The sequence below is a fragment of the Acetatifactor sp. genome, from assembly GCF_982438285.1.
In genome coordinates this window covers 1-9,200 of sequence record NZ_CEWDFQ010000100.1, presented here as the reverse complement: position 1 = coordinate 9,200, position 9,200 = coordinate 1, and the positions used below count along the sequence as shown (strand labels likewise).

The window sequence follows — 9,200 nt, the reverse complement described above, 5'->3', positions numbered from 1 at the left end:
GACTATGACTTGTCCGATGTGGAGACTATGGAGCTCTTAAATCGGACTTACCTTGCATTTTCGGGAAATACCACTTTGAAATAAGGAGAGATAAGGAGTCTGACATTTCATGGAGAGGAAGAACGGCGTACTTAGCCTGATCAGCGAAAAATACGCAAAAATGAGCAAAAGCCACAGGGCGGTTGCGGATTATATTCTGGAGCATTATGACCAGGCTGTATTCATGACGGCGGCAAAGCTGGGGGAGACCCTGGGCATCAGCGAGTCAACGGTGGTGCGGTTTGCCTCTGCGGTGGGATACCGCGGGTATCCGGAGTTTCAGAAGGCTCTGGAGGAATGCGTGAAAAGTAAGCTGAACGACGTACAGCGGATGGATGCCAAATACGGCAGAATTTCTCAGTCGGAGGTGCTGACCTCGGTGCTGACGGCAGATATTGAAAAGCTGCAGCATACCATACAGAATCTTGACCCTTCCGCCTTTGAAACGGCTGTCAATATTATATTGGAATCAGACACTATCTATATTATGGGGCTTCGGAGCAATGAACCGCTGGCTGCCTTTCTTCATTTTTATCTGAATATGATCAGAAACAGGGTGGTGCTGCTTGCCACCACCAGTGTAAGCGAAACCTTTGAGCAGATGATAAGAATCAATGAGAAGGACTGCTTTATCGGCATCAGCTTTCCCAGGTATTCCATGCGCACCTTAAAAGCTATGGAATTTGCCAATGACAGAAATGCCAAGGTCATTGCCATTACAGATTCCATTCATTCTCCCATGAATCTCTATTCCTCCTGCAATCTGCTGGCAAGAAGCGACATGGTTTCTATTGTGGATTCCCTGGTGGCGCCTTTGAGCGTGATCAATGCCCTGGTGGTGGCGCTGTGTCTGAAATGTCCTCAGGAGGTCAGACGGAATCTGGAGATGCTGGAGGAGACATGGAATAATTATCAGGTTTATCTGAACGACGAAATTAACTTTATTGATGATGAGCCCATGCTGAATTATTCACTGAGAAAAGATGATTCGGGAAAGGAAAGTTAAAAAAGATAAAGATGGGAAAAATAATTGTAATCGGCGCAGGAGCCGCCGGAATGATGGCGGCTATTGCAGCTGCAGAAAAGGGAAATGAAGTGTGTCTGTTTGAAAAAAATGAAAAGCCTGGGAAGAAAATTTATATCACGGGCAAGGGCAGATGCAATGTAACCAATGCTGCGGACAGGGAGACCTTTTTTCAAAATGTGTGCACGAATGAAAAGTTTTTGTACAGCGCTTTTTCCGGTTTTGACAATCAGGCGGTCATGGAGCTTTTTGAGAAGGCGGGCTGTCCTCTGAAAACGGAGCGGGGAGAGAGAGTCTTTCCCGTATCAGACCACGCTTCTGACGTGATTGCGGCACTGCAGCGCCAGATGAAAAAGAGAGGGGTGGCTATCCGGCTGAATCAAAGGGTTCAGGAAATTTTGACAAACCAGGACCGATTTGCGGGGGTGCGCCTGGCGGACCAGGAGACGGCAGAGGGGGACGCCTGTATTGTCTGTACAGGAGGCATGTCCTATCCGGCCACGGGGTCTACGGGGGACGGGTACCGGTTTGCCGAGGCCACAGGACACAGAGTGGTGGAATGCAGGCCGTCCCTGGTGCCTCTTTGCGCAAAGGAAGAATGGTGCAGGGAGCTTATGGGGCTTTCCCTAAAGAATGTGGCAGTCACGCTCAAGGTGAATGGAAAGGAAAAATACAGCGGCTTTGGGGAAATGCTTTTCACCCATTTTGGCGTGAGCGGCCCCCTTGTCTTAAGCGCCAGCAGTTATTACAATAAGGAAGAAAAAAAGGCGGAGCTTTTTATTGATTTAAAGCCGGCCCTTACCCTGGAGCAGCTTGACAGGCGGCTCCTTCGGGACTTTGAGGAGAATAAAAACAAACAGTTTAAAAATGCCCTGGCGGGGCTGTTTCCTGGAAAGCTGATTCCGGTTATGATAAGGCTTTCCGGGATTTCTCCAGAACAAAAAGTGCATGAAATCACAAGACAGGACAGGAGGGCCTTTGCAGAACTGATCAAGGGGCTTTCCCTCACCATCACGGGGACAAGAGGCTTTTCGGAGGCGATTGTCACAAAGGGAGGCGTATCTGTGAAGGATATCAACCCCTCCACAATGGAGTCTAAGCGGATAAAGGGCCTGTACTTTGCGGGAGAGGTGCTTGATCTGGATGGGCTGACAGGAGGCTTTAACCTGCAGATTGCATGGTCTACGGGACATTTGGCCGGGAGCCGTGCGTGCACAGGATGTTAATTGACATTTGTTATGGTATTCATATATAATGAAAAACAGAAACCAGATAAGGGGTATGGATATGAGCTTTAACGTGGCGATAGATGGACCAGCAGGGGCAGGAAAGAGCACTATTGCAAGGGCAGTGGCAAAAAGGATGAACCTGATTTATGTGGACACAGGGGCAATGTATCGTGCCATGGCTCTTTTTATGCTGCGAGAGGGAGTGGATTTAAAGGATGCCCAGGCCGTAGCAGAAAAGTGTAAAGAAGCGGATATCTCCATCGGTTATGAAGGCGGAGAACAGGTGGTGTATTTAAATGGTGAAAATGTAAATTCCTATCTCCGCACACAAGAGGTGGGAAATGCGGCCTCTATTACCAGCGCCCAGCCTTCTGTGCGCAGAAAGCTGGTGGAAATGCAGCAGAAGCTGGCGGCCCAGAGGGACTGCATCATGGATGGAAGGGATATTGGGACCTGTGTGCTCCCGGGCGCTCAGGTGAAGATTTATCTCACTGCAAGCAGCAGGGTGCGCGCCAAAAGAAGATATGAGGAGCTTTTGGAGAAGGGACAGGACTGTGATCTGGATACGATCCGCAAGGAGATTGAGGAGAGAGATTACCGGGATATGAATCGGGAAGCGTCTCCCTTAAGACAGGCGGATGACGCTGTACAGGTAGATACCTCGGACATGACTGTGGAGGAAGTGATCACACGGATTATGGATATCTGCCAGGAAAGGCGGCGGTGATGGAGGTAAGACTTGCACAGTGCGCCGGATTCTGCTTTGGTGTAAAAAGAGCGGTGGATCAGGTGTATGAATTGGTGAAAACAGGGAAAGCTATATATACCTATGGTCCTATTGTCCACAATGAAGCAGTGGTCAGGGACCTGGAAAAGAAAGGCGTCCGCGTGATAGAAAGCAGGGAAGAGCTGGAAGCGCTCTCTTCGGGCTGTGTGGTGATCAGGGCTCATGGAGTGCCCAGATCGATTTATGAGCTTTTGGAAAGAAAAAAGCTGGAGTATGTGGACGCAACCTGTCCTTTTGTGAAGAGAATACACAGGATTGTGGAACGGGAGAGCGCAAAAGGCAGACATATTATTGTCATAGGAAACGCCGGACACCCCGAAGTAGAAGGGATTGTGGGCTGGTGCAGCGGCCCGGTGACCGTGCTGGAATCCCCTGAGGAGGCCCTTTCCTACACTCCTGCGAAGGGGGAAAAAATATGTCTTGTCTCTCAAACGACATTTAATTACAATAAATTTCAACATATAGTTGAAATATTTCAAAAAAAAGGTTACAATGATAGTGTTGTGAATACTATCTGTAATGCTACGGAAGAACGCCAGCGTTCTGCCAAGGCTCTTGCGGCGGAGGCTGACGTTATGATTGTGATAGGAGGGAAACACAGCTCCAACTCCAGAAAGCTGTATGAAATCTGCAGTGGAGTATGTGCGAACACCTATTTTATACAGACACTGGATGACTTGCATTTAGATCTACCTAAAGCTGTTCGACTAGTGGGTATTACTGCAGGGGCTTCCACCCCAAACAAATTAATCGAGGAGGTTCAAAATTATGTCAGAATTAACTTTTGAACAAATGCTGGAAGAATCATTAAAGACAATACACGCAGGAGAGGTAGTCGAAGGTACGGTCATCGATGTGAAGCCGGATGAAATCATCCTGAACATCGGATACAAGTCGGACGGCATTCTTACAAAAAATGAGTACACCAACGATTCCAGCGTTGATTTGACGACTGTGGCCAAGCCTGGGGACACCATGGAGGTAAAAATCCTGAAGGTGAACGACGGCGAAGGACAGGTGCTGCTTACCTACAAGCGTCTGGCTGCGGACAGAGGAAACAAGAGAATTGAAGAGGCGTATAACAACAAGGAGGTTCTGAAGGCTACGGTTGCCCAGGTGCTGGAGGGCGGACTGAGTGTGATTGTAGACGAAGTGAGAATTTTCATCCCGGCCAGCCTTGTTTCCGACACCTATGAGAAGGATCTGTCCAAGTATGCGGGACAGGAGATTGAATTTGTAATCAGCGAATATAATCCCAAGAGAAGGAGATATATCGGCGACCGCAAGCAGCTGATTCTGGCTAAAAAGGCAGAGCTGCAAAAGGAGCTGTTTGCCAGAATCAAGGAAGGCGATGTAGTGGAGGGCGTTGTGAAGAACGTCACAGATTTCGGCGCGTTCATTGATTTGGGCGGTGCTGACGGCCTGCTTCACATTTCTGAAATGTCATGGGGAAGAGTGGAGCATCCCAAAAAAGTATTTAAGGTAGGGGACAAGCTTAAGGTGCTGATTAAGGAAATTAACGGCAACAAGATTGCACTGTCCTTGAAATTTGACGAGGCCAATCCCTGGAGGGATGCGGCTGTAAAATATGCGGTGGGAAATGTGGTGACCGGTAAGGTTGCCAGAATGACGGATTTCGGCGCTTTTGTAGAGCTGGAGCCCGGAGTGGACGCGCTTTTGCATGTTTCCCAGATTGCCAAGGAGCACGTGGAGAAGCCGTCGGATGTGCTGAGCATCGGACAGGAAATTACCGCAAAGGTTGTGGATTTCAACGAAGAGGACAAAAAGATTTCTCTGAGTATCAAGGCAATGCTTGCGCCTGAGCCTGCAGAGAAAGCGGAGGAATCCGACGAAGACGTGGTTCCTGTGGATATTGATGCAGTGATTGCAGCTGAAGCGGAAAACAGTGAAGAATAATAACGGGATGGGGAAATCTCATGGCATTTGATTATGAGTATTTTAAAAGAGAGATCTTGGCCCTGACAACCATTGACTTGAACTGCTATAAAGAAAAGCAGATGAAGCGCCGTATAGACACTTTGATTTCCAAGCACAAGATTGTGGGCTATGACAAGTATGTGCAGGCATTGAAAACAGACCGGGCTCTGTTTGAGGAATTTGTCAGCTATATTACGATCAATGTGTCTGAATTTTACAGGAACCCGGAGCAGTGGAAGATTCTTGACACCCAGATTATTCCTGAATTGATTCAGAAATTTGGCAAAAACCTGAAGGTGTGGAGTGCGGCCTGTTCCACAGGCGATGAACCGTATTCCCTGGTGATGGCTCTTTCACGCCATGTTCCGTTGGACCATATAAGGATATTTGCAACTGATCTGGATAAACAGGTCATTGCCAAGGCAAAGGTAGGACTTTACTCTGAAAAGAGTATTGCAGCCGTGCCGGAGGATATGAAAAAAAAGTACTTTACAGGTGGGGCCCTCCTATAAGATTGCGGATGCTGTGAAGGCGCGGGTGGAGTTTAAGGAGCACAATCTTTTAAAGGATACATATCCAAGCGGATATCACTTGATTGTGTGCCGCAATGTGCTGATTTATTTTACAGAGGAAGCCAAGGATGAGGTATTCCGCAAATTCTGCCGTTCTCTTGCTGCAGGCGGTATGCTGTTCATCGGAAGCACGGAACAGATTATGAATTACAAGGATGTGGGATTTGAAAGAAAGAATTCTTTCTTTTACCAGAAGCCTTAATAGCAGAAAAAAAGAACCTGAAGGCAAGCAGGTTCTTTTTTTAATAGGAAGAGGCCATCATGGACAGAACATGGCTGGCGTAGGCGGTAAAGGAATCCCTGTCCTTTTTCATTTCGTCGGTCAGCTCGAAGAAAAGCTCCTTGCTTTTGTAATCCCGCTTAAAGAAGGGTTCAAAAATAAGCTCCCATTGGGGAAGATAGGAAGAGTATTTGCGCGTATAGCAGTTGGCGGCAGTGGCCGGGATTCGGTGTGATTTGTCCACAAAGCCTGCTACGGATTTGTGAAGCGCAATATCCTCCGCGGGGAGATAGTAGTAATCCTTGTAATTAGAGTAAAAATACTTAAGCTCCTCCTCATAGATGGGAACCTTGAGAGAAGCCTCCCGGCCCTCACCGTGGAAATAGCAGCCGCCTGCAGAAGCAGAAATCTGTTTGGGAAGAGCGGTGGGAAGCTGAAGGGTAATCAACAGCTCCTTTCGGCTGTGTCCGTTTAAGTCACGGTAGGAGTTGGCCTGTACCTTTTTTGCTCTGGGGGAGCCGTTAAACAGGTCGTAGTAGGCTAACATGGGAAGGGTTTCCAGCATGCCCCTGATATCGTCGGCGTTGTGAAGGAACAATGCCTTTTGGGCAAATTCACTGGGAGATTTTACATAATCATGATAAATGCCGATCAGCTCGCCTCCGGAAAAGACATCTTCTCTGTGGATGCCCAAAAACTGCTCCAGGGTTTTTTGCTTGCAGTTTGGCAGCTTCAGAAAAAACTTATAGGGACGGATTCTTTTGTACAGGTCAATGCCGGTCAAACCTTCAAAGCTGTAGGGAAGAGAAAGCTGGAGGCATTTCTGGGAAAGAAAAGGCAGATCAAAATTATTGCCGTTAAAATGTATCAAATATTCATAGGGCTTGGCAAAGGAAAAGAAAGCGTCCAGCACGTCGGCCTCTTCACTGTAATTCTCGGCGATCCACTGTATGGTGTGCCATCTGCCGGACTGGTAATAGGCGCAGCCGATGAGATAGAGATAGGATGACTTTGCAGTAAAGCCGGTGGTCTCAATATCCAGAAACAGAATGCGTTCCAGGGGGGCAATCCGCTCTAAGGGATAGGAGATGGAAAAATGTTCTAAGATTTCCTCGGAAATTTTCATGGTGTACCTCCTTGCGCAGATAAAGTTTCCGAACTGCTGATTTTGTATTAATCATAGCATAAATTTTTATTTTGCAGTAGTATTTTATTGAAAAAAATAGTATATTTAAACTGCAAACCGCGCACAGGCGGATATACGGAAAGGACGAAAAGTATATGGCGAGGCTAACATTTACAGGAGGCATTCATCCTTATGACGGCAAGGAGCTGTCCAAGGACAAGCCGATTCAGGAAATGCTTCCCAAGGGAGATCTGGTCTATCCCTTGTCGCAGCACATTGGCGCTCCGGCGAAGCCCATCGTGAGTAAGGGGGACAGGGTTTTGGCCGGTCAGAAGATCGGGGAGGCCGCAGGCTTTGTCTCTGCAGCTGTCCATGCCTCTGTTTCGGGAACGGTAAAGGGGATTGAGCCCAGAAGAACGGTGACCGGCGAGCAGGTTATGAGCATTGTTGTAGAAAATGACGGCTTGTACGAGGATGTGGGATTTTATCCCGTAGCGCCTTTGGAAAAGCTGGATAAGGATGAAATATTACAGATTATAAAGGATGCAGGTATTGTGGGAATGGGAGGAGCAGGATTTCCCACCCATGTAAAGCTCTCTCCCAGGCGGCCTGATAAAATACAGTTTGTGATTGTGAACTGTGCGGAGTGCGAGCCCTATCTGACTTCGGACTACCGCAGGATGAAGGAGGAGCCGGAACGGGTGATCGGCGGCTTGAAAATTTTGTTGAAGCTGTTTGATAGTGCCCAGGGGATTCTGGCGGTGGAGGACAACAAGCCGGACTGCATTAAGCTGCTTCGCCAGCTTTGCAGAGATGAAAAGCGGATCAGCGTAAGAGCGCTGAAAACAAAATATCCTCAGGGAGCGGAGCGTCAGCTGATCTACGCTGTCACCGGAAGAAAAATCAATTCCTCCATGCTGCCTGCAAACGCAGGCTGCATAGTGAATAATGTGGATACCGTGGCAGCTGTTTACCGCGCTGTCATAGAGGGAAGGCCTTTGATGGAGCGGATTGTAACCGTCAGCGGGGATGCCATTGAAAATCCCCGGAATTTCCGGGTGCGGATCGGTACCAGCTACAAGGAGCTTGTGGATGGGGCGGGAGGTTTTCGGACTGCCCCCGAGAAGCTGATCTGCGGCGGCCCCATGATGGGAATCGGGATATTTGATCTGGATGTGCCTGTCACAAAGACCTCAACGGCTTTGCTGGCTTTTTCAAAGGACGATGTGTCCGCCATGGAACCGGGACCCTGTATCAACTGTGGAAGATGTGTGGACGTCTGCCCGGGAAGAGTTGTGCCCAGCCTTTTGGCAGATGACGCGGAGCGCTTTGACGAAGCGGCATTTCTGAAGCATAATGGCATGGAATGCTGCGAATGCGGCTGCTGCAGCTTCATATGTCCCGCAAAACGGCCCCTGACCCAGGAGATTAAATCCATGCGGAAGATACAGCTTGCAAAGAAAAAGGAAGCAGGAGGGAAGAGCAAGTGAATCAACGAATGAAAATATCATCCAACCCTCATATCCGTTCTCAGGTAACCACAAATGGAATTATGACTGCTGTGGTCATTGCCTTATTGCCGGCGGCAGGCTTTGGAATTTATAATTTCGGCCCCAGAGCGGTCTTGCTGATATTGGTTACGGTGGCCAGTACGGTTTTGACGGAATTTTTGTTTGGCCTTTACAGAAAAAAAACTACCATAACGGATTTGTCCGCTGTGGTGACGGGACTTTTGCTGGCCATGAATCTGCCGGTGGGCCTTCCCCTCTGGATGGCTGTTCTTGGAGGCGTATTTGCCATACTTGTGGTGAAAATGCTTTTCGGAGGACTGGGGCAGAACTTTATGAATCCGGCGCTGGCGGCCCGATGCTTTCTTTTGATTTCTTTTCCTGCGCAGATGACGGATTTTTCCTGTGATGCGTATACAGGAGCCACGCCCCTGGCGTCCCTTAAGGCCGGTGAGAGCGTTGACGTAATGAGCATGGTGATTGGACGTACGGCTGGAACCATCGGAGAGACCTCTATGATCGCTCTTCTGATTGGGGCATGCTTTCTGATTTTGCTTGGCATTATTGATTTGAGGATTCCGGGAAGCTATCTTGTCACCTTTGTATTGTTTACAGGCATCTTCGGCGGACATGGCTTTGATCCGGCGTATCTTTCTGCGCAGCTTGCAGGGGGCGGTCTGATGCTGGGGGCCTTTTTCATGGCTACGGATTACGTGACCAGACCCATCCTGTCTCTTATACACATCTCCGAGCCCAC

The 9,200-nt window shown here is 48.6% G+C and carries 8 protein-coding genes and 1 pseudogene; 8 read left to right on the top strand and 1 reads right to left on the bottom strand.

All coding sequences use genetic code 11. The annotated features are described in order from the left end of the window. Positions 1 to 109: 109 nt before the first annotated feature. The 6 genes and pseudogenes from AC1WIP_RS06770 (at position 110) to AC1WIP_RS06745 (ending at position 5,791) form a co-directional block, all read left to right on the top strand. Positions 110 to 1,045, top strand: a complete 936-nt coding sequence (locus tag AC1WIP_RS06770; RefSeq protein WP_481141135.1) for a MurR/RpiR family transcriptional regulator — start codon at positions 110 to 112, stop codon at positions 1,043 to 1,045. 11 nt (positions 1,046 to 1,056) lie between these two features. After that, positions 1,057 to 2,289 (top strand): BaiN/RdsA family NAD(P)/FAD-dependent oxidoreductase, encoded by a 1,233-nt coding sequence (locus AC1WIP_RS06765; RefSeq protein WP_481141134.1) that lies wholly within the window; start codon positions 1,057 to 1,059, stop codon positions 2,287 to 2,289. A 61-nt stretch (positions 2,290 to 2,350) separates the two neighbouring features. After that, entirely contained in the window at positions 2,351 to 3,019 is a 669-nt protein-coding gene (gene cmk / locus AC1WIP_RS06760; RefSeq protein ID WP_481141133.1) for a (d)CMP kinase, read from the top strand. Beyond that, positions 3,019 to 3,867, top strand: coding sequence for a 4-hydroxy-3-methylbut-2-enyl diphosphate reductase (gene ispH / locus AC1WIP_RS06755; RefSeq protein WP_481141132.1), 849 nt, complete (start codon positions 3,019 to 3,021; stop codon positions 3,865 to 3,867). The genes cmk and ispH overlap by 1 nt, the downstream gene beginning before the upstream one ends. Beyond that, positions 3,848 to 4,996: a 30S ribosomal protein S1 gene (rpsA, locus tag AC1WIP_RS06750; RefSeq protein ID WP_481141131.1), complete on the top strand. Its 1,149-nt coding sequence runs from the start codon at positions 3,848 to 3,850 to the stop codon at positions 4,994 to 4,996. Before ispH ends, rpsA begins: the two co-directional genes overlap by 20 nt. Positions 4,997 to 5,016: 20 nt before the next feature. Continuing rightward, positions 5,017 to 5,791: pseudogene (locus tag AC1WIP_RS06745) on the top strand (CheR family methyltransferase). A 40-nt stretch (positions 5,792 to 5,831) separates the two neighbouring features. On the opposite strand, the gene AC1WIP_RS06740 reads toward AC1WIP_RS06745, so the two are convergent. After that, the gene (locus AC1WIP_RS06740) at positions 5,832 to 6,935 is read right to left on the bottom strand and encodes a ribonuclease H-like domain-containing protein (RefSeq protein ID WP_481141130.1); all 1,104 of its coding nucleotides are present in this window, start codon (positions 6,933 to 6,935) and stop codon (positions 5,832 to 5,834) included. Between the two features lie 155 nt (positions 6,936 to 7,090). Between AC1WIP_RS06740 and rsxC the strand changes: the two genes are divergently transcribed. After that, positions 7,091 to 8,425: an electron transport complex subunit RsxC gene (gene rsxC, locus AC1WIP_RS06735; RefSeq protein WP_481141129.1), complete on the top strand. Its 1,335-nt coding sequence runs from the start codon at positions 7,091 to 7,093 to the stop codon at positions 8,423 to 8,425. Next, positions 8,422 to 9,200: RnfABCDGE type electron transport complex subunit D (locus AC1WIP_RS06730; RefSeq protein ID WP_481141128.1), on the top strand; the 779-nt coding region annotated here is incomplete at its 3' end. The genes rsxC and AC1WIP_RS06730, both read left to right, overlap by 4 nt.

Coding starts and splice junctions, on each gene's coding strand:
- AC1WIP_RS06770 (WP_481141135.1), top strand. CDS start 110: ATGGAGAGGAAGAACGGCGTACTTAGCCTGATCAGCGAAAAATACGCA.
- AC1WIP_RS06765 (WP_481141134.1), top strand. CDS start 1,057: ATGGGAAAAATAATTGTAATCGGCGCAGGAGCCGCCGGAATGATGGCG.
- cmk (WP_481141133.1), top strand. CDS start 2,351: ATGAGCTTTAACGTGGCGATAGATGGACCAGCAGGGGCAGGAAAGAGC.
- ispH (WP_481141132.1), top strand. CDS start 3,019: ATGGAGGTAAGACTTGCACAGTGCGCCGGATTCTGCTTTGGTGTAAAA.
- rpsA (WP_481141131.1), top strand. CDS start 3,848: ATGTCAGAATTAACTTTTGAACAAATGCTGGAAGAATCATTAAAGACA.
- AC1WIP_RS06740 (WP_481141130.1), bottom strand. CDS start 6,935: ATGAAAATTTCCGAGGAAATCTTAGAACATTTTTCCATCTCCTATCCC.
- rsxC (WP_481141129.1), top strand. CDS start 7,091: ATGGCGAGGCTAACATTTACAGGAGGCATTCATCCTTATGACGGCAAG.